Origin of the sequence: Desulfuromonas versatilis (assembly GCF_019704135.1) — a bacterium.
GTDB lineage: Bacteria > Desulfobacterota > Desulfuromonadia > Desulfuromonadales > NIT-T3 > Desulfuromonas_A > Desulfuromonas_A versatilis.
Genome location: NZ_AP024355.1, coordinates 4,352,514 through 4,376,919, shown reverse-complemented (window position 1 = coordinate 4,376,919; position 24,406 = coordinate 4,352,514). Strand labels below are relative to the sequence as shown.

Below are 24,406 nucleotides of genomic sequence, written 5' to 3'. Positions count from 1 at the left end.
GCGGTCAACTATCTCTGCTATCCGCTGCAGTATCCGCGGCGGCCCCCAAGCCTGCGCGCCGCTGAACTCCACCTTTCCCGACTAAAGCTAACCGATTGCGAAATTCTTCGTAACAGGACTTTAACATGGGCCTGGCATGCTTGCCCGCAGAGGATGCGAACCGCGCAGGAGGCCCACCCATGGACATAGTCGCCCTGATTCTTCTGGTTGCCGCCCTGGGCGGAATCGGTTGCCTGAATTACCGTAACGCCTGCCGCACCGCGGCCCGGCTGCAGCAGAGCCTTACCCGTGATTGAGCTGGTCCCTGGCGGATTGCCCAGAGGAGAGCGGCCGATGACGATCACTGCCGAAACCGAACCGGGGCAGGGGGGGCGGGTTCTGATCGTGGAGGATGAGCCGGAGCTGCTCGAGCCCCTCGACTATTCCCTGCGCAAGGCGGGCTTCACGACCTTTTCCGCTGCCGACGGGCTCAATGCCTGCCGTCAGGTCGGCGCCTGCCGGCCGGAGCTGATCCTGCTCGACATCATGCTGCCTGACCTGGACGGCTGGGAGGTGTGCCGGATGATCCGCAGCCACCCCGACGAGCGGGTTGCCTCGATCCCGATCATCATGCTGACCGCCCTGACCGCCACCGACAACAAGCTGAAGGGCCTCGAGCTGGGTGCCGACGCCTACCTGCCCAAGCCCTATTCCATGAAGGAGGTCATCCTGCAGGCGCGCAACCTGGTCGCGCGCAGGCGGCAGCAGACCCGGCTGCTGGACGAGGTGGCGCGGTTGGGCAGCCGCTCGGGCGTCTGGCACGACATCCAGGACATGGTGTTTCACGAGCTGCGCAACCACCTGCTGGTCATCGGCGGTTTTTCCGATGTGCTGAGCCGGGATATCCCCGGGCTCGGCCAGGACCGCTCGCGCAGCCATCTCGAGGCGATCCGCCGCAGTTCCCGCTACCTGGTCAACCTGGCGGAGGAGTTCCTGATGATGCGCAAGGTCGAGAGCGGCTCCCTGGTCCTGCCGCGCCAGCTCGTCGAGTTGGGTGCGCTGGTCGGGGAGGTCGCCAAGCTGTTTGAGCCCGTGGCCGAGGATCGCCGGGTGCAGCTGCAGGTCGGCTGCGAGCCGGCCCGGGGAACGGTCTTGCTCAACGCCGCGGCCCTCAAGGTGGTGCTGGCCAATCTGCTGGGCAACGCCATTCACTACAGCGGGGCCGGCACGACGGTCAGGCTGGGATGTCTTCTCGATGGCGCCGAGAGGCTCTGCCTCGAGGTGCAGGACCAGGGCCCGGGCATCCCCCACGACGAACAGGCGAGGATCTTCGAACGCTACTATCGCGGCCGCGGCCAGCAGGAGACCACCCGGGGGTCCGGGCTCGGCCTGTATATCGCCCGGACCCTGGCCGAAGCCATGGGCGGGCGGGTCGGCCTTTCCAGCGAACCAGGCCTGGGCAGCTGCTTCCGGGTGGTCCTGCCGCTGCCGTCGAGCGCGGGGGCGGGGGTGGTTCCGCAGCGGAGGCTGCAGTGAGCGAGGGGGCGCTGCGGGTCAGTATCGTCTCGGAAACCTGGTTCCCCCAGGTCAACGGCGTCTCCCGGACCCTGGACCGGCTGGCCGGCTACCTGGCCGAGCGCGGCGACCGGGTGCAGCTGTTGATCCCCCGCTACCGGGAGCCGGGGCCGGTGCTGCCCCCGGCCATCGAAAAACGCGAATGGGGGGGGATTCACCTCCCCTTTTATCGGGAGGTGCAGCTGCCCATGGTCCGCCCGCAGAGCGTCCGGGAGGCCTTGGAGGGGTTCAGCCCGCACCTGGTGCACATCGCCACCGAGGGGCCGCTGGGCTGGGCGGCGCTGCGCGCCGCGCGGCAGGCCGGGCTGCCGGCGGTGAGCTCCTTCCACACCAATTTTCCCCAGTACCTGAAGCGTTACCGGGCCGGTTCCCTGGAGCCCGTCGCCTGGCGCTACCTGCGCGGGTTCCACAACGCCACCCGCATGACCTTCTGCCCGACCCCGTCCATCTGCCGAATGCTGGTCGAGCAGGGGTTCGAAGGCGTGCGGCTGTGGAGCCGCGGGGTGGATGGCGAGCGGTTTAACCCCCGCCACCGGGACGAGGGGGTGCGTCGCGGGATGGGGTTCTCCCCCGAGGAGACCGTCATCACTTACGTCGGCCGGCTGGCCGCGGAAAAGAACCTGGAGATGCTCCTCGATGCCTGGTCCGGCCTTCGCCACCAGGGCCACTGCCGACTGCTGATCATCGGCGACGGGCCCCTGCGCGGCGATCTGCAGCGCCGGGCGGGCCCTCGGGTCTGCTTCGCCGGCTACCGCTACGGGGAGGAGCTGGCCCGGCTGTACGCGGCCTCGGATCTGTTCGTGTTTCCTTCGCTGACCGACACCTTCGGCAACGTGCTGCTCGAGGCCATGGCCTCGGGGCTGCCGGCGGTGGGGTTTCGCGCCCCCGGGCCGGTGGATCTGATCAGCGACGGCGAAAACGGCCGCCTGGTCCCCGAGGTGAGCGCCGCGGCGCTGGCCGGGGTACTCGATGAACTGCTGGCCGACCCCGCCGCCCTGACCCGCATGGGCCGCCAGGCGCGCGCCTTTGCCGAGGCCCAGAGCTGGGTCGAGATTCTCGAGGGGCTGCGCGGCGCCTACCGGTCGGTGGCCAGGCCCCTGGGGCGTCCCCAGTGACCCCCGCCATGCTTACCGAGTTGGAGCTGCTGTGCCCCGAATCCCATGTACGCAGCTTCTCCCGTCTGCAGCCTGCCCGGGTCCGCGGACCAGGCCGCCCACGGCTGAGTCTCCGGTTCCAACCGAACGCCCGGACATTTCTCTCATGAAATCCTCACCTCCCCGCAAACCGGGGGTAACAAAAGGCTGTTAAGGTCCCGGCAAAGGTCGAAACGGCCCCCGACAAACCGTCGCCTTATCCCTAAGCGGCCTTCACCCCAGGGAGGTTTTCATGGCAGCCTCGGACACGCTCAAGGTTTTCGCCGCCTACTATTCGCAGCACATTACCCCCCGCGAAGCCCGGCTCATGCAGCGCTTCTGCCAGTTGCGCAGCTCCATCCTGCTCACCCTGCTGTTTCGCACCGCCAGCCGGCTGGGCGACGGCCCGCTCTGGGTGGCCTGCGGGGTGCTGCTGGCGGCTTTCGGCGGCAGCGCCGAACGTCTCGCGGTAGCCGCCGGGCTGCTGGCGGTGGGAAGCTCGGTCGCCCTGTTCATGGCGGTCAAGGACCTCATCGGCCGGCCCCGCCCCTGCGAGGCCTGGCTCGACCTGGCCAGCCTGATGGCCGCACCCGACCGCTTCTCCTTCCCCTCGGGGCATACCATGACGGCCTTCGCCGTGTATGGCGCGTTCGCCACCCTGCTGCCCGGATCGGTCGCTCTTTTCTTGCCCCTGGCGGTGCTGATCGGGCTTTCCCGGGTGTTCCTGGGGCTGCATTACCCCACCGACGTGCTGGTGGGGGCCCTGCTGGGAACCGCCCTGGGCCGTCTCTCCTCCTGGGGGGTGATGGCCCTGGCGCTGTGAGCCCCGCCGGCCGGATGAACATCTAACTTTTTCGTAACCAGGGCCTAAAAATCCGCCTGCAGCCTGAACTCAAGCTGTGAGCTTTAATCCGAAAAGGGCAAAACCCGAGTGATCGGGTGACGCAAAGCCACGGGTCCGCGGACGCGGACAGCCGGGTTGCCGTACAGAGCCAGCCCAGGTGCGACTAATCCAGACGCGTCCGTCTCCGAGGCAGAGATGGGCGCGTTTTTCTTTTGGCGGCGGTCGATTCCGCCGGAAAGTGAGGTTCCAGAGATGATTTCCAACTCGATCGGCAGGAGATTGGCAGCGGGGTTCGCGGCGGTAGTCGCCCTGGTGGCGTTGATGTGCCTGGTGACCCTCTGGGCGACCCGCGGGGTCAAGCAGGCCAACCTGGATGTCTCCCGGGCCCTCGATTCGGCCATCGCCGCCCAGGACCAGTCGGCGCAGTCCGAGGCCCTGATCGGCCTGGTTCGCCAGACCCGCGCCGAGCTCGATCGGGCGGTCGGCGCCTTGCGCGACGCCCTGCTGCAGAACCGGGACGAGGTGGGGCTGTTCGAGGAGGGCAAGCCCGATCCCCTGGCCGCCTTTCTGAATGCCCCCGAAAGCGCCCGGCTGGTCGAGTCCCTGGCGGAGGGCGCGGCAGGGCTGGATAAGCTCGGCAAGGCCAGGCAGGCTCTGCTCGAGGCGGATGAGAAGCTGCGCGGGATGTGGCGGCCGCGCCACGAGGGGCTGGCCAATGGACTCAATGACCTCAAGCGGGCCCAGATCTACTGGGCTCTGAAGGTGGCCAACATGATTTTCATCCAGAGTTCCATCGGCGAACTGCTCGACGAGGAACTGGCCGACACCCCGCTCGCCGAATTCAAGGCCGGTCCCCTCTACCAGCGTTTCGCCCCGGGTTTCGCCCCGCTGGCCGCGGCCGTCGAGCGGGCCGAACCGGTCAATGCCCGGCTCTGGGAGACTTCCTACAAGCTGAATTCCCTCACCTATGAGAGCAAGTGGGAGCAGGTCCGCAAGCTGTACCGCGACGAGGTCCCCTCGGCCATCAAGTCGATGGCCGTCGACCTCGACGGCGTCCTGGCCCTGGAGGAGCAGGCCCTCAGAGCCCAGGAAAAGACCGTGGCCCTGCTCAACGGTCCGCTGAACGAGGTCTACCGGCAGGTGGTGGCTCTGCTCGACGAGATGGAAGGGCAGCTGGAACAACGGGTCCTGCAGCAGGCCTCGGTGGTCGCCGCAGCCTCCGAGGTGCTGCGGGACAAGCGGCAGGGTGTGGAAGATAAGCTGCTGGGGCTGGAGCGGGTCAACCTGGTGCTGACCCTGGTGGTGATCGTCCTGGGGGCCCTGGTGGGCTGGCGGATCACCCGTTCCATCACCGGGCCGCTGGCCCTCACCGTCGGCATGCTGCGCGGCCTCGACGCCGGGGTCCTGGACCAGCGCCTGGAGATGCGCCGCCGGGATGAAATCGGTCAGCTCGCCCGCTGCATGGATGCCTTTGCCGACAACCTGCAGCACGAGGTTATCACCGCCTTCCGGAAGCTGGCGGCAGGGGATTTCACCTTCCGCGCCGGCGGGGTGATCAGCCAGCCGCTGGCCGAGGCCAATGGCGCCCTGTGCGGGCTCATGGAGCAGGTCAAACAATCCGGAAGCCGGATCGCCGCCGGGGCCGAGCAGATCGCCGACGCCAGCCGGATCCTCTCCGAGGGCGCCACGGAGCAGGCCAGCTCCCTGGAGCAGATTTCCAGCTCCATGACCGAAATGGCCGCGCGGACCCGGCAGAACGCTGCGCAGGCGGGGGATGCCAGCCGGTATTCGGCGGCGGCGCGCGAGGCGGTGGCGGCGGGGAGCCGGCAGATGAGCTCCCTGGTCGAGGCCATGGAGGGGGTCAAGCAGTCGAGCAAGGACATCTCCCGGATCATCAAGACCATCGACGACATCGCCTTCCAGACCAACCTGCTGGCCCTCAACGCCGCCGTGGAGGCGGCCCGGGCCGGCAAGCACGGCAAGGGGTTCGCGGTGGTCGCCGAGGAGGTCCGTTCGCTGGCGGGGCGCAGCGCCAAGGCCGCCCGGGAGACCGCCCAGTTGATCGAAGGGGCGGCGGCCCGGGCCGAGGTGGGGGTGGAGCTCGCCGGGCAGACCGCCGGATCGCTCGCCGAGACCAGTTCGCAGATTACCCGGGTATCGGAGTTGATGGCCGGGATCGCGGTCGCCTCCAAGGATCAGGCGGCCGGCATCGCCGAGGTGAGTCAGGGGCTGGAGCAGATCGACCGGGTGACCCAGCAGAACACCGCCAGCGCCGAGCAGAGCGCCGGCGCAGCCGGGGAGCTGGCCGCCCAGGCCCAGCTGCTGCGGCAGATGCTCGACCGCTTCAAGGTGGCGGAGCTGGCCGAGGAAGAGCTGCCCGCTGCCGGCGAAGATGCCGAGCCCAGGCTTCTCGACTGGGGGCTTGCGCTGGATTGAGGGCGCCTGCGCCCGTGCGGACCTGCACCTGCCCCCGTGATCCGGAGTATAATGGCAGGTAAATGGGCAGCGGTTTCGCCGCGGCCGCCAGCGTTCTTGCCCGTCCCTGGGTGGCGGCAATGCGGGGCAGACTGCCAGGGGGGCCGAACGCCGGGAGGGTCGCCATGAAGCGCATGATCGGGCTGGTGTTGCTGTTGGCCGTGCAGGCCGCGTCGGGCTTTGCCGGGGAGCGCGCCTGCCCCGGGCAACCCGCGGTGCTGGTCGCCAGCGAGGACGGCGAGGCGTACGTCGAGATCTGCGCGGCGGCGGAAAAAGCCCTCGCTTTTCTCGGCCGCTACGCTCTGCATCTCAAGCAGCCGGTCACCATCGATATTGTCGAGGAGAAGATCGACAACCACGGCTACCTGGCCTACGGCAGCTACCAGAGCGGCCAGCAGCGCATCCGCCTCATGTCCTATGCGGCCATCCTGGCCAACGCCGAAAACCCGACCATGTACGACGAGCCCTTCGACCGGGTCCATTACGCGGGGGTGGTGGCCCACGAGGTGGCCCATGCGGTGGTCGACCAGCATATCAAGGTAAAGAAGTTCGCCATGGCGCCGCAGGAGTACCTGGCCCATGCCACCCAGCTGGCGGTGCTACCCGAAGCCCGGCGCACCGCCATCATCCAGGCGATGAAGGTCAAGCCCTGGGAGGGAGGGGATTCGGTCAGCCACATCTACATGGCCATGAATCCGGGGAAATTCGCCGTCAAATCCTATCTGCATCTGACCTCGCTGGCCGAGCCGGCCGGCTTCATCCAGATCCTGCTCAACAACAACTGGCTCTACGTGCACGTCCCCAAGGGGTGAGCCACCCCGGCCGGAGACGATTCCGGCGGCAGGCTTTGCCGTGAATCTCTCGGCGGTTATTCGCCCCCCTGCTTGGTCGGAGGGGAATGTTCCACGTCCACCTCGGCGCCGAGCCGGTGCAGGACCTGCAGCACCTGGTCGAGCATATCAGGGGGGCCGCCGCCCATGTTCTCTTCCTCGGCGACCTCCAGCTCGCGGGCGTCGTATTCCCAGCGGCGCAGGATGCGGATCTTCTGATCGCGGGTCAGGGTGTCGTCGGCGAACACATCGTCCGGGCGTCGGAACACGCTGATCGGGTCGAGCAGGGCTTTTTCGACATTCTCGATGTTCATGATCGACTCCTTGGAATTCGTTAAGACCATTATAAACCCTGCCGGCCGCGGGGGAAATCTGCGGCAAAAAAAAATGGCCGGCCCCGGGAGGGGCCGGCCGCGAGAAACGCCGCTGGGCAGCAAATGTGTCATCGGAGGCGGGGGGGTCAGAAGATGACCTGGGCCTGCAGGCGGAAGATGTTGTCGTCGTTGCTGTCCGCCAGATCGTCGCTGACGGCGGTGTAGTCGGCCTGGAGCTTGGCGTTGTGCTTGGCGAAGTAGTAGTTGACGGCGCCCTGCACCTCGGACTTGTCGAATTTTTCGAAGGCGTTGGCGTCGGTGGAGTCGATTTCGGAGTAGCGCAGGGCCACCTCGAGGGTCTTGGGGATGACCTGGTAGCCGGCCTGCACGTAGTAGCCGTCGGCGTCCCAGTCGCTGCCCACCGCGGGCTCGGCGTTCAGCTTGTAGTACTCGGCGCCGAAGGTCGCTCCCAGCCACTTGGCGTGCAGGTTGGCGGTCCACACATCCCATTCGAGCTCGTTGCCGAAGGCGGCGGTGAAGGCGGCAGCGTCGATGCCGTCGATATCCAGGGCCTTGTCGAGCAGGTCGTTGTCGCCGTCGATTTCGCCCATGTCGTCGGCCTTCATGGTCTGCATGGCGTAGGCGGCGCCGATGTTGAGCAGCGGCTTGTCCTCGGGCCAGCCCGCCTCGTCCATCTTGAAGGCGCCGAGGGGATTGACGTCGATGCGCCCGGCCAGCATGTGCTGGTTGTTGGGGTTGCCCTGGTTGGGGCCGTTGCCGTTGAAGACCCCGACCATGTACTCGAGCAGGTGATCCATGACCTCGCCCTCGGCGCTCAGACCGATGTCGCGGCCGAGGTTGAAGGTGTCGTTGGCCAGCGAGCGGTCGATGAACAGCTGGCTGCCCGAGCTGGTCAACTCCTGGCGGCCCTGAGGGGCCTTGGCCTGGCCGACCTGCAGGGCGAAGGCGTCGTGGAACTTGTAGGCGGCGTAGGCGTCTTCGGTCTCGTTGAGGTTCTGCTGGTATTTGTAGGTGAGGTTCTTGCTGAAGACGTTGCCCTGCAGCCAGATCTTCATGCGGCGGATGGTGAAGGAACTTTCGTCCTGGCCCAGATCCTCGTCGAGGAAGGTGTAGCGGGCCTGCAGGCGGCCGCCGATGTGAGCGGTGTAGTTGCCGTCGCGACTCTCCACGGTGATCCCCCGGCCGGGCTTGTAGTAGGCCAGGTCGTTTTTCTCGCTGGCTTCCTTGAGGTCGGCTTCGGTGATGACCCCCTTGTCCTTGAGGATCTCCTCCAGGGTCTTGGCTTCGGCGAAAGCGCCGGTGCCGGCGACGATGGCCGCGAGCAGGGCGGCGGTAAGCATGCGTTTCATGTTCTGAGTCTCCTTTGCATGGTCAATGCGATTACACGATGCGGATGTGGTTCCCGAAACAGGTCAGCTTGAAGTCCTGGGTGCAATATCCCTCCTTTTCATGCGTATTTCCCGGTCACGAAGATCCCCGGGGGAGATCTCGCGCAGATGGCGGTGGTAGTCGACCGGACGGCTGTTGCGCAGCTGCCGGGAGAGGAACAGGGCGCAGCGGTCGAAATTCTCCGAACAGCAGTACTGGCTCAGCCGCTGCCGGTCGGGAGCCTGCTCGCTGGTGGCCGCCAGGCAGGCATGGGGCGCGGCGGCCAGGTAGGGGCATGACTCCTCGGAGGGCGGTGGGGAGTCACCGGGCACAGGGGCGGCAGATCGCGTCATCGGGGTTTCCTCAGAGCCCTTCGCAGAGCTCGCGGCGTTTGGGGGAGAAGCGGATGGCCATGATGCGCACGAACATCAGGGTCAGCACCAGGGCGATGGCGATGAGCATCCGGGTCGGATCGACCTCGCGATACCAGAAGGCGAGCATCTCGGTCAGTACCGCCACCAGCACGGTGTCGATGATGTAGGTGACCTTGACCCGGCCTTCGGTGAAGTAGGTCATGGCCGTGCGGTAGACCTCGACCACCGCGAGAACCGACAGAACGTCCACCAGGATCCAGCGCAGGCTGTGGTGCAGGCCGCCCTCGTCGAAGATGGTGGAAAAGCCGCGCCAGAGGTCGATGAAGGTGTTGGCGGTACCGGCGCAGATGGTGCCGAGCAGGGCCACCAGCAGCAGGCTGAGCAGGGCCTTGATCGACTGTTCGAAGAACTGGGCGGGAAAATCTTTCAGATATTGGCGGGCCAGCATATCTGCTCCTTTCTCTGCAATTGGGTGTGTCAGAGAAAACCCCATTTATGTTAATAAAGTGTCAAAGCAGGGTTAAATTTGTCCATGTCTCCCGGCCCCGTCCGCCGGGGACTAATCAAACCCTAACAATTCGAGATTAAACAGGGAGTCAACGAACAGCTGGAGGGAGGCGCATGGCCAAGGAACCCAAGGAAAACATTCTGATCATCGAGGACGAGGAGGACATCCTGGCGCTGGTGCACTACAACCTGCTCAAGGGCGGCTACCGCGCCGAGTGCGCCATGACCGGCGAGGAAGGAATCCGCAAGGCCCAGACCCTGCAGCCCGACCTGGTCCTGCTCGACCTGATGCTGCCCGGGATCGACGGCCTCGAGGTCTGCCGGCGCCTCAAGGAGGATCCGCGGACCAACCAGACCCCGGTCATCATGCTGACCGCCAAGGGGGAGGAGGGGGACGTGGTCCGCGGCCTGGAGCTGGGAGCCGACGATTACGTGACCAAGCCCTTCAGCCACCAGGTTCTGGCCGCCCGGATCAAGGCGGTGCTGCGGCGCCGCGAGGCGGCCCAGCGCAAGGGGGACACTGCGGCGCCGATCCAGGTTCGCGAGCTTATCATCCACCCGGGGCGCAACGAGGTGTTTGTGGCCGGCGAGAAGGTCGAGCTGACCTTCACCGAGTTCCGGGTGCTGCAGCTGCTGGCCGGGCGCCCGGGATGGGTTTTCACCCGCAACCAGATCGTCGACGCGGTGCGCGGCGAGGGCTATGCGGTGACCGAGCGGGCGGTGGACGTGCAGATCGTCGGGCTGCGCAAGAAGCTCGGCGACTGCGGCAACTACATCGAGACCGTGCGCGGCGTCGGCTACCGGTTCAAGGATTGAGCATGGGGCGACGGCGACTTCTCTGGCAGCTCTTCCCCTCTTACCTGGTCATCGTGGCGATCGCCCTGGGGGCGGTCACCTGGTACGTTTCCGGGGAGCTGCGCCGCTTCCACATCGAGCAGACCCGAAGCGACCTGGAGGCCCGCGCCTGGCTGGTGGAAAAGCAGCTGCACGGCCTTCTGGGGATGGTGCCGGAGGAGGCGGTGGACGCCCTGTGCAAGGAGCTGGGGTGGCGCACCGGCACCCGCATCACCGTGGTGCGCCCGGACGGGCTGGTGCTCGGCGATTCGGTGGAGGAGCCGGCGCGCATGGACAACCACGCCGGGCGCCCGGAGATCGTCGCCGCCCTGCAGGGGGGTGTCGGGGTGTCGACCCGCTACAGCCACACCCTTGAGCAGGACATGATGTACGTGGCGGTGCCGGTGAACGGCCAGGAGCGGATGAGGGGGGTGGTGCGCACGGCCCTGGCCACCACCGCCATCGAAAAGACCCTGCACGGCATCCTGCTGAAGGTTTCCGGCGGCGGGCTGGTGGTGGCCCTGGCGGCGGCGGTCCTGAGCCTGAGCGTCTCGCGGCGCATCAGCCGCCCCCTGGAGGAGATGAAGCGGGGGGCCCAGCGCTTTGCCGGGGGCAATCTGGAAGGGCGTCTGGCGGTGCAAGGCTCCGAGGAGATCGAGGCCCTCGCCGTCGCCCTCAACCAGATGGCCGCCCAGCTCGACGAGCGCATTCGCTCCATGGTGCGCCAGCGCAACGAGCAGGATGCGGTGCTCTCCAGCATGGTCGAGGGGGTGTTGGCGGTGGACGCCGACGAGCGGGTGCTGCGCATCAACCAGGCGGCCGCCCGCCTGCTGGAGGTGCAGGTGGAGCGGGCCAAGGGGCGGCGCATCCAGGAGCTGGTGCGCAAGACCGAGCTGCTCAATTTCGTGGCCCGCACCCTGGAGAGCCGCGAGCCGGTGGAAGGGGACATCGTACTCGGCTCCAGCGAACAGGACCAGTTCCTGCAAGCCCACGGCACGCCGCTGCGCGACCCCCAGGGCCATGACATCGGCGCCCTGGTGGTGCTCAACGACGTCACCCGCCTGCGGCGGCTGGAAAACGTGCGCCGCGACTTCGTGGCCAATGTCTCCCACGAACTCAAGACCCCCATCACCGCCATCAAGGGCTCGGCGGAAACCCTGCTCGACGGGGCCATCGACGATCCCGAGGGGGGGAGGCGTTTCGCCGGGATCATCGCCAAGCAGGCCGACCGGCTCAACGCCATCATCGACGACCTGCTGGCGCTCTCCCGGGTGGAGCAGGGGGTGGAGCAGGAGGGGATCACCCTGCGCCGCGAGCCGGTGCGTCCGGTGCTCGAGGCGGCGATCCAGGCCTGCGCCATGGCCGCCCAGGAGAAGGCCATCTTTCTCGAACTCGGCTGCGCTCCGGACCTGCTCGCGGCGATCAACGCGCCGCTGCTCGAACAGGCGGTGGTCAACCTGCTGACCAATGCCGTCAAATACAGCGACCCGAAGGGCCGGGTGCGGATCGAGGCGGCCCGGCTGCAGGGGCGGGTCATGCTCAAGGTCCAGGACTGGGGCTGCGGCATCGAGAGCGAGCACATCCCCCGGCTTTTCGAACGCTTCTACCGGGTCGACAAGGCCCGCAGCCGCCGGCTCGGCGGCACCGGCCTGGGGCTGGCCATCGTCAAGCACATCGTCCAGGCCCACGGCGGCGAGGTGGTGGTGGCCAGCACCCCGGGCAAGGGGAGCACCTTCACCATCATCCTGCCGGCGGCCTGAGCCCCTCGCTCTTCCTCGCGGAGGGCCGACTAATCCCTTGACAAACCTGCCGGGCTCTGGTTTTTTCAAGGGATTCCTCTAACCCTCCTCGAAACCGCATGCTACCCAGACCCCCCTCCAAGGCCGGCCAGTGGCTCGGCGTCGCCAAATTCATCCTGCTGGTGCTGGCGCTGGCCTGGCTGGTCCTGCAGGGGGCCGGAGCCCAGGGCTACCACTGGCAGTGGTACCGGATTCCCCGCTATCTGTTCAGCTTCTCCGAGGCTGGTTTTGTCCCCGGCCCCCTGCTGCAGGGGGTTGTCGTCACCCTGCGCATCGTCGGCGCCAGCCTGGTCGTAGCCCTGGCGGTGGGGCTGCTGGTGGCCCTGATGCGCCTCTCCGGGTCGCTGGTGGCCCCGGCCCTGGCGCGGCTTTACCTCGAGCTGGTGCGCAACACCCCGCTGCTGATCCAGATTTTCTTCATCTATTTCGTGCTGGCGCCGATGCTGGGGATCGGCCGCTTCGCCTCGGCGGTGCTGGCCCTGGGACTGTTCGAGGGGGCCTACGCCTCGGAGATCATCCGCGCCGGCATCGTCTCGGTCCCCCGCGGCCAGTGGGAGGCGGCCTACAGCTCGGGGTTGGGGCTCTGGGCCACCTACCGGCGGGTGGTGCTCCCCCAGGCGGTGCGCCGGGTGGTGCCGCCGCTGACCAGCCAGGCCGTCTCCCTGGTCAAGGACTCGGCCCTGGTCAGCACCATCGCCATCTACGATCTGACCATGCAGGGCCAGGTGATCGTCGCCGAGACCTTTTTGACTTTCGAGACCTGGTTCACAGTGGCGGCCATCTACCTGGTGATCACGGTGAGTCTTTCGGCGGTGGTGAAATTCCTCGAGGGGCGCCTGGCGATACCGGGATGAGGCGGAGGCCCTGAAAGAGCGAGCCTTGGTTTTTCTTGGTATTGTTATGCCTGAAGGTTTGATTGGAAAGGCTGGTTGTTCACCACGAAGGACACGAAGAGCACGAAGAACACCAGAATAAGGGTTTTTACTTCGTGTCCTTCGTGCGCTTCGTGGTGAATGGAAGTTTTTATCGAAATTATCAGTTTGGTAATTTCCTTTTTTTCATGAAAAAGGAGGCCCCATGCGATCTTTTTCCCGCATTCTGCTCTGCCTGACCCTGCTGGTCGCCCTGACGCTCCCCGCCGCGGCCGCCGACCTGCGCCAGGAGCTGGTGAAGCAGAGCACCCTCGAGCAGGTACTGCAGCGCGGGGTGCTGCGGGTCGGCATGTCGACCTTCGTCCCCTGGGCGATGAAGGACAAAAGCGGCGAGCTGATCGGCTTCGAGATCGACGTGGCGAGCCGCCTGGCCCAGGACCTGGGGGTCAAGGTGGAGTTCGTCCCCACCAAGTGGTCGGGGATCATCCCGGCGCTCTTGACCGGCAAGTTCGACGTGATCATCGGCGGCATGGGGATTTTGCCCGAGCGCAACCTCAAGGTCAATTTCACCATCCCCTACGATCATTCGGGGATGTCGCTGGTGGCCAGCAAAAAACTCGCCGCGGGCTTCTCGGCCCTGGCGGATTTCAACCGCGAGGACGTGGTGGTGGTGGCGCGCATCGGCACCACCGGGGTGAAGGCGGTGCAGAAGTACCTCCCCAGGGCGACCCTGCGCCAGTTCGATGACGAAGCCCAGGCGGTCCAGGAACTGCTCAACGGCCGCGCCCACGCCTTCGTCACCTCCAAGCCCAAGCCGACCTTTCTGGCCCTGCAACACCCCGACCGGCTGTTTCTGCCGTTGCCGGACACCTTCACCCGCGAGCCGATCGGCTTTGCCCTGCGCAAGGGGGACGTGGACACCCTGAACTTCTTCGACAACTGGATCCGCGTGGTGGAAGACGAGGGGTGGCTGCAGGAGCGGCGCGACTACTGGTTCGGCAGCCAACAGTGGGAAAGCCGCGTCAAGTAGCCGCCGATGGAATTCCCCCCCACTGACCGAAGGCGTCCGAGCCTTTTCGACCTGGTGCTGCTGCTCCTGCTGGCGAGCCTGCTCTGGCTGGCGGTGCGCGCCGGCAGCGACTTCAGCTACCGCTGGGACTGGGGGGCGATCCCCCAGTTTCTGTTTCGCTACGACCCTCAGCAGGAGCGCTGGGTCGCCAACCTGCTGGTCGAGGGGCTGCTGACCACGGTTCGCCTCAGCCTCTGGAGCACCCTGCTGGCGACCCTGTTCGGCACCCTGATAGGGCTTTCCCGGGTCAGCCCCAGCCTGTTCAAGCGTCTGGTCGGGCAGAGCTACGTCGGGATGGCCCGCAATCTGCCGCCGCTGGTGCTGATCTTTATCTTCTATTATTTCGTCAGCGGCCAGCTGATGCCCCTGCTGGGGGTGGATTCCCTGGTCCACTCCCTCTCGCCGGCGGCCGAGGCCTGGCTGGGGTTCTTCTTCGCGCCGCCGGCGCTGCTCCCCGAATTCCTCTCGGCGCTGGTCACCCTGGCCATTTTCGAGGGGGCCTATATCGCCGAGATCGTCCGCGCCGGCATCCAGTCGCTGGAGCGGGGGCAGTGGGAGGGGGCCGCGGCCCTGGGCCTGAGCCGCCGCCAGCAGCTGCGTCACGTCATCCTGCCCCAGGCGCTGCCGCGTATCCTGCCGGCGCTGGCCGGGCAGTTCATCTCCACCATCAAGGACTCGGCCATCGTCTCGGTGATCTCCATCCAGGAGTTGACCTTCCAGGGGATGGAGCTGATGGCCTCGACCTACCTCACCCTGGAAATCTGGATCACCGTCACCCTGCTCTATTTTGCTCTCACCTTCGCCTGCTCCCTGGCGGTGCGTCGCTTCGAGCTGCGCATGCAGCGCCGCTGGAGCGGGTCGCTCTAGTGGACTGTGCGGCCAATCCTGTCCTTTAATTCCGGCCCTTTTGACCGCTGTCTGCGTTGTGCCTCCTTGATTTAGCGCACGGCTAGATCTGTGTCGGCAGCGCCTTGACAGCGATCAAAATGACTCGGAATTAACTGACACGATTAACCAAACAGTACACTAGTCGGACTGAACGGGCCGGATTTGCCGCAGGCTCCTGGAAACCCCACCGTCTCTCGGCCCCTTGTTTATCAGCAGAGATCTTTTCGACAAATCACAGCAGCACCAGGAAAGCAACCGCGGTGAGGGCCATCAGCACCTGGTGCAGGCGGATGCTGATGCGCCCGAGGGCATAGCTGTGGGCGAGCTGCCCCAGCAGCCGGAAGGAGAACCCCGCACCGAGCAGGGTCAGCAGGGGGAGCAGGTATTGCAGGGTGCCCAGCTCCAGCCTCAGCAGCTCGCGCGGCAGCCAGGGGCCCAGCCCCAGGGTGTCGGCGGCCAGCCGCAGCAGTTCCGGGCCCTGGCTGACGAAGTGGCGGAAATAGAGGTTGAACATGCCGGTCAGGGCCAGCGGCAGGTAGGCGTAGCCGAGGATGGCGAAGCCGGCCTGCCAGCGGCGGGCCCGGGTGCCGGAGGAGGCCAGAAAGACCGCCGCGACGAACCCCAGGGTGATGCCGAGAAACCCCAGCGCCTGATGCCAACCCCAGGGACCTCCGCCGGAGGGTCCGGCGAGCCGGGAGGCCAGGACCAGGCCGACCAGGGTGGCGGCGAAGGCCGCACCGGGCAGGGTGCGTCTGGTTCCCTGCAGCACTCCCAGGGCCGGGTCGCGCAGGTCGAGGCGCACCGCGTGGTGGGGGCAGTTCTTGACGCAGGAGAAGCAGAGGATGCAGTCATCGCTGCTGTTGACCGCGGTGGGGTGAAGCCCCATCGGGCATTTCTTCTCCTTGATGCAGTCGCTGATCTTGCACCGGTTGGTGCAGACATTGCCGTTGCTGTGCATCTCGACCAGGGAGATGCGCGCGAAGGAGGCGATCATCCTGCCCAGCGGGCAGAGGTATTTGCACCAGACCCGCGGGCCGAACAGTTGGTGGGTCAGCACGGTGCCGGCCAGCAGGGCCGCCAGCAGCAATCCGGTGGCCCGTGCCTGGTGGAACATCTGCGTGGCCTGCTCGGCGAGCAGAACGGCGATGAACCCGGCCATCGCCAGCCAGCCGCCGGAGCGCCGCAGCCAGCGGGGCGGGTCCCAATAGCGGCGGCGCCAGCCGCTGAGGGATTCGCTGAGCGCTTCGACGGGGCAGTAGCTGCACCAGCTGCGTGCCCCCAGCGCCACCGACAGGATCAGCACCGGCCACCAGAGGCTCCACACCAGCAGATTGGCCAGGTTCGGCTGGGCGGGGCCGGCCAGGCAGTGCCAGAGCGCCAGCAGGAAAGTGGGCACCGAGAGGTAGCGCAGCAACCCAGGGAACAGGGGGCTGCGGGCCAGTCGGTCGGCGGCGGGCAGGCGCAGCAGGTTGTGCTTGCCGCTCCCCGTGCGCCCCACCCCCTGCAGGAAGATCTGTTCGGCCTGGATCTCCGGCCCGGTGCACACCGCCACCGCCCGGTCCATGACCTGCTGCAGTTCCGTGCCGTTGAGCGGCCAGTCGTAGTCCACCAGCAGGTTGAGGGCGTCCTGGGAGATGCGGCCGATCTGCTTGTGGTGCTTTTTGTTGAGGGGCCCGAGCAGCTGCCGGGCGATGACCGGGATGTCCTTCTTGCGCTCCCTGAGCGGCTTGAGCCGCACCGTCGTCTCGGCCAGCCGGGCGCAGAGTTCGGGGTCGAAATGCCCCAGCCCGGCCAGGGTCGGCAGATCCTCGTCGCTGGTGGCGAGCATGCGCACCCGGCTGTGCCGGGCGGTGGTCTCGCCACGGCGGGTGAAGCTGCCCGTAGCGAGGTAGGCGAGCAGCAGTTTCTGCACCCCGGGGGCCAGGTGGCCGACGTTTCTCAGGATCAGGTCTCCGCCGTCGGCCAGCTCGAGATAGCCGCGGCGGGTGCCGCGGGCGTAGATCGCGCTGTCGGGCTGGTGGCCGAAGAGGGCCGACTCCTGGGCGATCTGCAGCTCCAGGGAGGGTTTGGCGGCCGAGCGTTCGCGCCCCTGCTCCCGCAGTACCGGCGGCGGGTCGGCGCAGTCGAGGTAGAGAACCGGCCGCCCCGCCTCGCCGCTGTGAAAGTGCACCAGGCGTGCCGCCAGGTCCTTCCAGGTGCCGATCTCTCCGAGAATCAGCAGGTGCGAAGGGCTTTCGGCCAGTTCCCCCAGGTCACGGTTGAGCTGCTGCGCCCAGGGAGAAGTGCCGGGAAAGGCCTCGAACTCGGGCAGCAGCTGCCAGCCGACCAGGTTGCTGAGGATCTCCCGGTTCTCCCGTTCGTCCTGGTGGTGGCGCACGGCCCAGTTCCCGAGCTGGCGGGCCAGCTGGCGGCAGAGGTTGGCATAGAGTTCGGGGCACAGGGGGAGCAGGGCCGCGAAATCCTCTGCAGGCAATTCGGCGGCCTGGAGTTGGGTTTCACTGCGCACGTCGGCGGTGCGCAGCTCGCCGGTTAGCAGGGCCCGCTCGCCGAACATCTCGCCGGCGCCGAGGGTCGCCAGGGTGTGGCGGAGCCCCCCGGGATCGGTGAGTTCCACCCGGACCGTGCCGGAGAGAATGAAGTAGATGGCGTGGGTCGGCTCGCCCTGGCGCAGGATGGTCTGCCCGGCGGCGAAGCAGCGCCGGTTCAAGCGTTGAGCGAGCAGCTCCAGGGCCTCGGGCGAAAGCCCGGCGAACAGGCGGATCTGGTGCAAAGAGTCCATGGGGACCATGGTCGGGACAGTCTCCGGGGTTATCCGTTGCGCAACGCGGTTGCCCCACCCCGGGGCGGGGCCGAGCCGGTGCGGCATTGTCGTGGTTCAGTCACCACCCTGAAAGCCTGACGCAAGATAGGTGCCCAGCCGCCGCCGGGCGGGACAAAGTCGGGGATTAACCTGGCCGGGGCGGGGGCGAGTGTCGAAACGCCCGGAGGAATGGGTCAAAATGCGCAGATTTGCGGAATTTGGAAACTTCGCGGGGAGACAATCGGTGGTTGGGGGGAATCGGACGGGAAGGGGCGCTCAGCCTTTTGGCGGGTGGCTTTCCCCCGGCGCCCCGGGGCTGCGGCGCTGGTTGACGACGGCACGATTGATGGCCGCCCACTGCAGATAGACGCACGGGTAGTCGGGGCAATCATCTTCCCGCTCCATCAGGCACAACCCCCTGGCCCTGGCCTGGGTACATTTCATGAAATCCCTCCTTGGAAAATCTTTATTTAAAGGATATCATTTTGAGTCCAGAAATCCACCTTCGCCGCGAAGGACAGGGGTTTTTAATGGCCCCGAGGCCGGGCGCTAACACAAACCTAACAATCGCCGGTTAGGATTCGGTTCGCCAGCGGCCGGTCCCCGGTTCGCAGGCGCGAGCAAGTCGATGATTTCATAAGCTTCTTACGGTTGGCTAACGCGATGCTAACAGTTGCGGAAGATACTCCGCTGCATTGAATGCCAAGCACCCGGGGCGGCCGCGGCGATTTTCGCGGGGCCCCGGCCCAACCGGAGAAAAAGGAGATAAGCAGATGTCCAGCAAGATTTTCCAGATGGTGAAACGGATGGCGGCCGCCGCCTCTTTTGCGGCCCTGGTCACGGCCGTTGCCGTCCCCGGCGCCGGCGCCTCCCCGATCGAGGTCGACAAGGGCCTGCCCGGGTACGCCAAGACCCAGGGCGTGGCCGGCAACCTCAACAGCATCGGTTCCGACACCCTGAACAACCTGATGACCTTCTGGGCCGAGGGCTTCCGCAAGGCCTACCCCAACGTCAACATCCAGATCGAAGGCAAGGGCTCGAGCACCGCTCCCCCCGCGCTGATCGAGGGAACCGCCCAGATCGGTCCCATGTCCCGCCCCATGAAACAGAGCGAGATCGAGGCCTTCGAGAAGAAGTACGGCTTCAAGCCCACCGCCATCGGCGTGGCTCTCGACTCGCTGGCGGTGTTCGTCAACAAGGACAACCCCATCGAGTCCCTCTCCCTGACCCAGGTCGACGCCATCTTCTCCAAGACCCGCAAGGGCGGCGCCGTCGAAGACATCGTCACCTGGGGCCAGGTCGGCCTGAACGGGGAGTGGGCCGGCAAGCCGATCAGCCTCTATGGCCGCAACAGCGCCTCGGGGACCTACGGCTTCTTCAAGGAGCACGCTCTGTCCAAGGGCGACTACAAAGACATCGTCAAGGAGCAGCCCGGCTCCGCCTCGGTAGTGCTCTCGGTGACCGAGGACAAGGCCGGCATCGGCTACTCGGGCATCGGCTACAAGACCTCCGGGGTCAAGGCCATCGCCCTCTCCAAGAAAGATGGCGAGCAGGCCTACGAGCCGACCTACGAGAGCGTTCTCGAGGGCAAGTACCCCCTGGGCCGGATGCTCTTCCTCTACGTGGCCAAGAAGCCCAACGAGCCGCTGCCCAAGATGGTCGAGGAGTTCCTCAAGTACGTCCTCTCCAAGGAAGGCCAGGAGATCGTGGTCAAGGACGGCTACCTGCCGCTGCCGGCCAAAATCGCCGAAAAGCAGCTGGCCAGCGTCAAGTAAGCAAGCGGCGCCTCGCCTCCCCGAGGAGGATGGAGCCTAGCCGAGTCGACCGGGTTCTGCCCGCTGGAGTGATCCAGCGGGCAGAGCCTTGTTGTGTGTAATAAAGCCTAAGGCGGAATTAATTGCATGGACCAGAAAGTTCTCAGACGAGTCAAGCTGCGCGACCGGATCGCCCGCTGGATCATCACCCTCGGCGGCCTGGCGATCATCTTCAGCGTCATTTTCATCCTGGTGCTGATCGGGGAGGTCGCTCTGCCCCTGTTCCAGGCGCCCAAGGCGCAGGTCTACGCCAAGTTCAGCCCGCAAACCGGGGTGGACCGGGAGAATGTCCTGGCCACCGGAGTGGATGAGTATCTCGAGACCACCTTCCTGTTCGACCGCCAGGGGGTCTTTCGCTTCTTCGAATCCACCGAGGGGAGCCTGGTCGAAGAGATCGCGGTGACCCCGCCGGGTGCGGCCGATGCGCATCCGACCATGGTCCGCAACCAGGGGGGGCTGAGTTTCGGGGTGCTCTGGAGTGACGGCAGCCTGAGCGTGGAGAAGGTGACCCTGGCGCCGCTGTTCGATGCGCAGGGCAACCGCAGCTTCCGTCGCGAGGTGGAGCGCACTGCGGTTTTTGCGCCCCCCGCCACCGGAGTGCCGGCCAGCAGCCTGGCGCGGGTGGCCCACGACGGCGAAGGGCAGACGCGGATCGACCTGTTTGCCGACGGGCGGCTCGAAGTCACCCAGCGGCGCATCGAGTCGGACATCTTCGGCAACCAGTCCGAGGAACTCAGCACCTTCGAGCTGCCCGAGGCGGCCGAGGCGGAGGTTCTCTGCCTGGCCCTCGACCATGCCGGTAAAAACCTCTACGCCGGTACCGCCAGCGGCGCCCTGCTGCGCTGGGACCTGAGTGAGGCGGGCAGCCCCGAGCTGCTCGAGAAGATCCAGGCCTTCGACGACGGCCGGCGGATCACCGCGCTGACCCTGGTGCTGGGGGACATCTCCCTGGCGGTGGGCGACAGCAAGGGGGAGGTCACCACCTGGTTCCCGGTGCGTCACCCGGAGAACCCCGCCGTGAAGCACCTGCAGCTGATCCACCAGCTCACCAGCCACGGCAGTCCCATCGTCTCCCTGCTCCCCTCCCAGCGGGACAAGTCGGTCCTGAGTCTCGACAGCGACGGGGTCATTCATCTCGACCACATGACCAGCGAGCGTCACCTGCTGACCCTCGACAGCCTCGCGCCGGTGCGCCATGTGGACCTGGCCATCCGCGGCAACGCCATCGCCGCTTTCGACGCCCAGGGCCAGTCCCTGCTCTGGAAAATCGACAATCCCCACCCGGAAATCAGCGTGCAGACCCTCTTCGGCAAGGTCTGGTACGAAAGCTACGACGAGCCGGCCTACGCCTGGCAGTCATCCTCGGCGAGCGATGATTTCGAACCCAAGCTCAGCCTCACCCCGCTGATCTTCGGCACCCTCAAGGGGACCTTCTACGCCATGGTCTTCGCCATCCCCCTGGCCCTGCTCGGCGCCATCTACACCAGCCAGTTCGGCAGCAGCCGCTTCCGCCAGTGGGTCAAGCCGGCGGTGGAGGTGATGGCGGCGATCCCCTCGGTGGTCATCGGCTTTCTGGCGGCGCTGTGGTTCGCGCCGCTGCTGGAGAGGTCGCTGACCTCGCTGTTCCTGAGCCTGATCTTCGTACCGACCGCCTTCGTGCTGGCCATCCTGCTCTGGCAGGGGCTGCGCCGCTACGAACCGCTGCGCAAGGTCGAGCGGGGCTATGAATTTCTCGCCGTCATCCCGGTGCTGCTGCTGGCGCTGGCCGCCGCTTTCGTGCTCGGCCCGCTGTTCGAAAACCTGCTGTTCGGCGGCGACTTCAAGCTCTGGCTGTTCAACGAGATGGGCACCCGCTACGATCCGCGCAACAACATCGTCATCGCCTTCGCCCTGGGCTTCGCGGTGATCCCGATCATCTTCACCATCGCCGAGGACTCGTTGTCCAACGTGCCGCCGAGCCTGCGGGCGGCCTCGCTGGCCCTGGGGGCGAGCCGCTGGCAGACCGTCTGGCGGGTGATGCTCCCCTCGGCGAGCCCGGGGATCTTCGCCGGGATCATGATCGGCTTCGGCCGCGCCGTGGGTGAAACCATGATCGTGCTGATGGCCACGGGCAACACGCCGATCATGGACTGGAGCATCTTCAACGGCATGCGCCCGCTCTCCTCCAACATCGCGGTGGAAATCCCCGAAGCCCCGGTGGGCGAAACCCTCTACCGGCTGCTGTTCTTCTCGGCGGTGATCCTGTTTCTGCTCACCTTCGTGCTCAACACGGTGGCCGAGGTGGTGCGGCAGCGGCTGCGCAAGAAGTACGGACGGTTTTAGCTGCCGTGAGGCGTGAGGTGTGAGGAGTGAGGCGAGAAAAACCCCCTGACTCCTGGCTTCTGAATTCTGGATTCTGGATATAAACCATGAAAAAGTTTTTCCGAGAAGGTGAACCATTCGTCTGGGCAACCGGAGCGGCGCTGGCGCTGACCCTGCTGATCGCCCTGGCCCTGGTGGTGGTGGTCATGGTCAACGGCCTGGGGGTCTTCTGGCCCTCAAACGTAGCGCTTCTGGAGCTGCGCGACGGCGGCCGGGTCGCCGGCGAGATCCTGCAGCGCGAGCCCCTGCCTTCGGGCGAGGGGGAGCGGCTGCAGCTCAAGACCGGCAATCGCGATCTCTACGGGCTCGATTTTCGCTGGCTGGACGAGGCGAAGATCGCCCAGCAGAGCTATCCCGAGGAGTTGATCGCCCTGGAGCGCGAGGAGTACGGCAACTTCTACGGGCTGCTGCAGCGGGTGGAGGTTCCCGAAGCCGCCGCCGGGGGAGCGCCCCTGGCGCAGCTGAACCGGGCCCTCGAGGTGGTGGCGCAGAAGCATGCGCTGGTTGCCGATTACAATCACCGCGTCGCCGGCCTGAGCCGGGAGATGGAACGGCTGCGTCTCGAGCTGCTGAAGCTCGAATACCGGGGCGTTGCCGCGGAGAGCCCCGAGGTGACCCGGGTCAAGCGCCAGCGAACCATCGTCCGCCAGGATTTCGATCAGCTGGTGGCCCTGCAGGGCGAGGCGGTCAAGGACATGGAGCGCTACAAGGCGCTGTTTACCGATGTCGCGGGGACCGAGAAGCTGATCCCCCTGTCCCACATCGTGCGCCTGTACCAGCCCAACCAGATGGGCTGGGGCGAGAAGAGCCTGTTCTACCTGAGCAAGCTCAAGGAACTGATCCTCGGCGAGCCCCGCGAGGCCAATACCGAGGGGGGGCTGTACCCGGCGATCTTCGGCACCGTCATGCTGATCTTCCTGATGAGCCTGGTATCCTTCCCTCTGGGGGTGATCGCCGCGGTCTACCTGCGCGAGTACGCCAAAGACGGGCCGGTGGTGCGCATCGTGCGCATCGCCGTCAACAACCTGGCCGGCATCCCCTCCATCGTTTACGGGATTTTCGGCCTCGGGTTCTTCGTCTACGGCATCGGCGCCACCATCGACCAGCTGTTTTTCCCCGAGCGCCTGCCCAGCCCCACCTTCGGCACCGGGGGCATTCTCTGGGCCAGCCTGACCCTGGCGCTGCTCACCGTGCCGGTGGTGATCGTCGCCACCGAGGAGGCCCTGGGAGCGATCCCCGCCGGGGTCCGCGAGGGGTCGCTGGCGCTGGGGGCGACCAAGTTCCAGACCCTGTGCCGTACGCTGCTGCCGATGGCCTCGCCGGGGATCATGACCGGCCTGATCCTGGCCATGGCCCGCGCCGCCGGGGAGGTGGCCCCGCTGATGATCACCGGGGTCGTCAAGCTGGCGCCGGCGCTGCCGCTGGACGGGACTTTCCCCTTTCTGCACCTGGACCGCAAGTTCATGCACCTGGGTTTTCACATCTACGACATCGGCTTCCAGTCGCCCAACGTCGAAGCCGCCAAGCCCATGGTGTTCGTGACCACGCTGCTGCTGGTGCTGATCGTGCTGGTGATGAGCAGCGTCGCCATCACCCTGCGCAACCGGATGAAAAAGCGCTTCACCTACGGGACGTTTTAAGACCGAATCCAGAATTCAGAATCCAGGAGTCAGAAAAGCCAACCGGTTTCTTCTGAATTCTGGATTCTGTCTCCTGAATTCTTTTTATCTGCAGAGGTACCCAAGTGGATCAACTCAGCCAAGACAACATCGCCGCGACCCTGGAAACACCGGTCATCGAGGCCGAAAAGCTCAATTTCTTCTACGGCAATGCCCAGGCGTTGTACAATATCAGCCTGGCCTTCCCCCGGCGCAAGGTGACCGCCCTGATCGGCCCTTCGGGGTGCGGCAAGTCGACCTTCCTGCGCTGCCTCAACCGGATGAACGACCTGGTGGACGGCACCCGGGTGGAGGGGAGCATCAAGATCAACGGCGCGGACATCTACTCCTCGTCGATGGACGTCATCGAGCTGCGCCGCCGGGTCGGGATGGTGTTCCAGAAATCCAACCCGTTTCCCAAGTCGATCTACGAGAACGTCATCTACGGGCTGCGCATCGCCGGGGTCAACAACAAGGCGGTGCTCGACGAGGCGGTTGAGAAAAGCCTCAAGGGGGCGGCTCTCTGGGACGAGGTCAAGGACCGGCTGACCCAGAGCGCCCTGGGGCTTTCGGGGGGGCAGCAGCAGCGGCTCTGCATCGCCCGGGCCATTGCCGTCAACCCCGAGGTGATTCTCATGGACGAGCCCTGCAGCGCCCTCGACCCCAAGTCCACCGCCAGGGTCGAGGACCTGATCGGCGAGCTGCGCCAGGACTACACCATCATCATCGTCACCCACAACATGCAGCAGGCCGCCCGGGTTTCCGACTACACCGCGTTTCTCTACGAAGGGCTGCTGGTCGAGTACGGGTTGACCAAGAAGATATTCATGAAGCCGAAAAACAAGCAGACCGAAGACTATATCACCGGCCGGTTCGGTTAAGGGGGCTCAG

20 protein-coding genes and 1 riboswitch are annotated in these 24,406 nt (G+C 66.1%); of the genes, 14 read left to right on the top strand and 6 right to left on the bottom strand.

Annotated elements, in window-relative coordinates:
• Positions 1-333: 333 nt before the first annotated feature.
• The 5 genes from DESUT3_RS19625 to DESUT3_RS19605 all read left to right on the top strand — a co-directional run bounded on the left by DESUT3_RS19625 (position 334) and on the right by DESUT3_RS19605 (position 6,818).
• Positions 334-1,515, top strand: coding sequence for a hybrid sensor histidine kinase/response regulator (locus DESUT3_RS19625; RefSeq protein WP_221250186.1), 1,182 nt, complete (start codon positions 334-336; stop codon positions 1,513-1,515).
• Positions 1,512-2,669, top strand: a complete 1,158-nt coding sequence (locus DESUT3_RS19620) for a glycosyltransferase family 4 protein (RefSeq protein WP_221250185.1) — start codon at positions 1,512-1,514, stop codon at positions 2,667-2,669. The genes DESUT3_RS19625 and DESUT3_RS19620 overlap by 4 nt, the downstream gene beginning before the upstream one ends.
• Before the next feature lie 271 nt (positions 2,670-2,940).
• A complete protein-coding gene (locus tag DESUT3_RS19615; RefSeq protein WP_221250184.1) occupies positions 2,941-3,510 on the top strand; it encodes a phosphatase PAP2 family protein in 570 nt (189 codons plus the stop codon).
• A gap of 86 nt (positions 3,511-3,596) precedes the next feature.
• Positions 3,597-3,674: riboswitch (cyclic di-GMP riboswitch) on the top strand.
• A 109-nt stretch (positions 3,675-3,783) separates the two neighbouring features.
• Positions 3,784-5,967, top strand: a complete 2,184-nt coding sequence (locus DESUT3_RS19610; RefSeq protein ID WP_221250183.1) for a methyl-accepting chemotaxis protein — start codon at positions 3,784-3,786, stop codon at positions 5,965-5,967.
• 164 nt (positions 5,968-6,131) lie between these two features.
• Positions 6,132-6,818, top strand: coding sequence for a DUF6639 family protein (locus DESUT3_RS19605; RefSeq protein WP_221250182.1), 687 nt, complete (start codon positions 6,132-6,134; stop codon positions 6,816-6,818).
• A gap of 56 nt (positions 6,819-6,874) precedes the next feature.
• On the opposite strand, the gene DESUT3_RS19600 is transcribed toward DESUT3_RS19605, so the two are convergent.
• From DESUT3_RS19600 to DESUT3_RS19585, 4 genes are all read right to left on the bottom strand, one after another.
• Positions 6,875-7,150 carry a hypothetical protein gene (locus DESUT3_RS19600; protein WP_221250181.1) on the bottom strand — a complete coding sequence of 92 codons (276 nt, stop codon included), beginning with the start codon at positions 7,148-7,150 and terminating at the stop codon, positions 6,875-6,877.
• A gap of 146 nt (positions 7,151-7,296) precedes the next feature.
• Positions 7,297-8,520 (bottom strand): porin, encoded by a 1,224-nt coding sequence (locus DESUT3_RS19595; protein WP_221250180.1) that lies wholly within the window; start codon positions 8,518-8,520, stop codon positions 7,297-7,299.
• A 63-nt stretch (positions 8,521-8,583) separates the two neighbouring features.
• Entirely contained in the window at positions 8,584-8,892 is a 309-nt protein-coding gene (locus DESUT3_RS19590; RefSeq protein ID WP_221250179.1) for a hypothetical protein, read from the bottom strand.
• Positions 8,893-8,902: 10 nt separating this feature from the next.
• Complete coding sequence (locus DESUT3_RS19585) at positions 8,903-9,361, bottom strand: phosphate-starvation-inducible PsiE family protein (protein WP_221250178.1); 459 nt, start codon at positions 9,359-9,361, stop codon at positions 8,903-8,905.
• A gap of 173 nt (positions 9,362-9,534) precedes the next feature.
• On the opposite strand from DESUT3_RS19585, the gene DESUT3_RS19580 reads away from it, so the two are divergent.
• From DESUT3_RS19580 to DESUT3_RS19560, 5 genes are all read left to right on the top strand, one after another.
• Positions 9,535-10,236 carry a response regulator gene (locus tag DESUT3_RS19580; protein WP_221250177.1) on the top strand — a complete coding sequence of 234 codons (702 nt, stop codon included), beginning with the start codon at positions 9,535-9,537 and terminating at the stop codon, positions 10,234-10,236.
• A 2-nt stretch (positions 10,237-10,238) separates the two neighbouring features.
• The gene (locus tag DESUT3_RS19575; RefSeq protein WP_221250176.1) at positions 10,239-12,014 is read left to right on the top strand and encodes an ATP-binding protein; all 1,776 of its coding nucleotides are present in this window, start codon (positions 10,239-10,241) and stop codon (positions 12,012-12,014) included.
• Positions 12,015-12,112: 98 nt separating this feature from the next.
• Positions 12,113-12,907, top strand: a complete 795-nt coding sequence (locus DESUT3_RS19570; RefSeq protein ID WP_221250175.1) for an amino acid ABC transporter permease — start codon at positions 12,113-12,115, stop codon at positions 12,905-12,907.
• 223 nt (positions 12,908-13,130) lie between these two features.
• Positions 13,131-13,955, top strand: coding sequence for a transporter substrate-binding domain-containing protein (locus DESUT3_RS19565; protein WP_221250174.1), 825 nt, complete (start codon positions 13,131-13,133; stop codon positions 13,953-13,955).
• Between the two features lie 6 nt (positions 13,956-13,961).
• Complete coding sequence (locus DESUT3_RS19560) at positions 13,962-14,861, top strand: amino acid ABC transporter permease (RefSeq protein ID WP_221250173.1); 900 nt, start codon at positions 13,962-13,964, stop codon at positions 14,859-14,861.
• Between the two features lie 253 nt (positions 14,862-15,114).
• Here the strand turns inward: DESUT3_RS19560 and DESUT3_RS19555 are convergent, their stop codons facing one another.
• A complete protein-coding gene (locus DESUT3_RS19555; RefSeq protein ID WP_221250172.1) occupies positions 15,115-17,670 on the bottom strand; it encodes a sigma 54-interacting transcriptional regulator in 2,556 nt (851 codons plus the stop codon).
• A gap of 288 nt (positions 17,671-17,958) precedes the next feature.
• A complete protein-coding gene (locus DESUT3_RS19550) occupies positions 17,959-18,126 on the bottom strand; it encodes a hypothetical protein (RefSeq protein WP_221250171.1) in 168 nt (55 codons plus the stop codon).
• A gap of 329 nt (positions 18,127-18,455) precedes the next feature.
• Between DESUT3_RS19550 and DESUT3_RS19545 the strand changes: the two genes are divergently transcribed.
• From DESUT3_RS19545 to pstB, 4 genes are all read left to right on the top strand, one after another.
• On the top strand, positions 18,456-19,457 hold the full coding sequence (locus DESUT3_RS19545; protein ID WP_221250170.1) for a PstS family phosphate ABC transporter substrate-binding protein: 1,002 nt from the start codon (positions 18,456-18,458) through the stop codon (positions 19,455-19,457).
• A 126-nt stretch (positions 19,458-19,583) separates the two neighbouring features.
• On the top strand, positions 19,584-21,818 hold the full coding sequence (locus DESUT3_RS19540) for an ABC transporter permease subunit (protein ID WP_221250169.1): 2,235 nt from the start codon (positions 19,584-19,586) through the stop codon (positions 21,816-21,818).
• Between the two features lie 86 nt (positions 21,819-21,904).
• Positions 21,905-23,497: a phosphate ABC transporter permease PstA gene (gene pstA / locus DESUT3_RS19535; RefSeq protein WP_221250168.1), complete on the top strand. Its 1,593-nt coding sequence runs from the start codon at positions 21,905-21,907 to the stop codon at positions 23,495-23,497.
• An 86-nt stretch (positions 23,498-23,583) separates the two neighbouring features.
• On the top strand, positions 23,584-24,396 hold the full coding sequence (gene pstB, locus DESUT3_RS19530; RefSeq protein ID WP_404827058.1) for a phosphate ABC transporter ATP-binding protein PstB: 813 nt from the start codon (positions 23,584-23,586) through the stop codon (positions 24,394-24,396).
• The last annotated feature ends 10 nt before the right edge of the window (positions 24,397-24,406 follow it).